Genomic DNA, 652 nt, shown 5'->3' with positions numbered 1-652 from the left:
TGCGGGTGCTGGTCGTCGGCCGCATGGAGCGCGACCCCTGGACGGACAACGAAGATCAGCCGCGTGAGACTTGGCAGGTCAACGCGCGCAGTGTCGGCATCCTGCCGTACCGCATCGAGTCTGTGGCCCTCAGCCCGAAGCCACAGGAGGCAGAGCCGAAGCCCCAGGCCACCCAGGAATCGACGGCGCCGAAAGAGACCAAGCGCAGGAAGTGATCGGGCATGGAGGGCGGCTGCCGCAGTGCTTCGCCGCCCTCCATGCGCTGCGAATTATCCCCAGGGGATAGCTCCACCAACGTCCACCGAGTTCCACGCGCGCTCCCGGAAATCGCGGCTCTCGGCCCGCACACTTCCGGCCACGCACCTTCCCCGCACTCGCCATTTCATCGGCGTGAAAGCGGTCGCTGCCGCATGCGGCTTGTTTGCTGCTGCCAGGGGCTGCGCTCGGCATCCTCGATCCCAGCAACTCCATGAACAACAGGAATCGGGATGGACGGATATGCGGCTGTTCTTGTGCGAGAAGCCCTCCCAGGGCAAAGACATTGGCCGGATTCTCGGCGCCACGCAGCGCGGTGAAGGCTGCCTCAACGGTTCCGGCGTCACGGTCACCTGGTGCATCGGCCATCTCGTGGAGGCGGCGCCGCCCGAGGCCT

The 652-nt window shown here is 66.3% G+C and carries 1 protein-coding gene; it reads left to right on the top strand.

Going from position 1 to position 652, the window contains the following annotated elements:
* On the top strand, positions 1 to 215 hold a 215-nt coding region (locus ABB22_RS17450; RefSeq protein ID WP_484600309.1), incomplete at its 5' end, for a single stranded DNA-binding domain-containing protein.
* Positions 216 to 652: the final 437 nt, after the last annotated feature.

Origin of the sequence: Stenotrophomonas nitritireducens (assembly GCF_001431425.1) — a bacterium.
Classification (GTDB): domain Bacteria; phylum Pseudomonadota; class Gammaproteobacteria; order Xanthomonadales; family Xanthomonadaceae; genus Stenotrophomonas; species Stenotrophomonas nitritireducens.
This window is presented reverse-complemented; position numbering and strand designations above follow the sequence as displayed.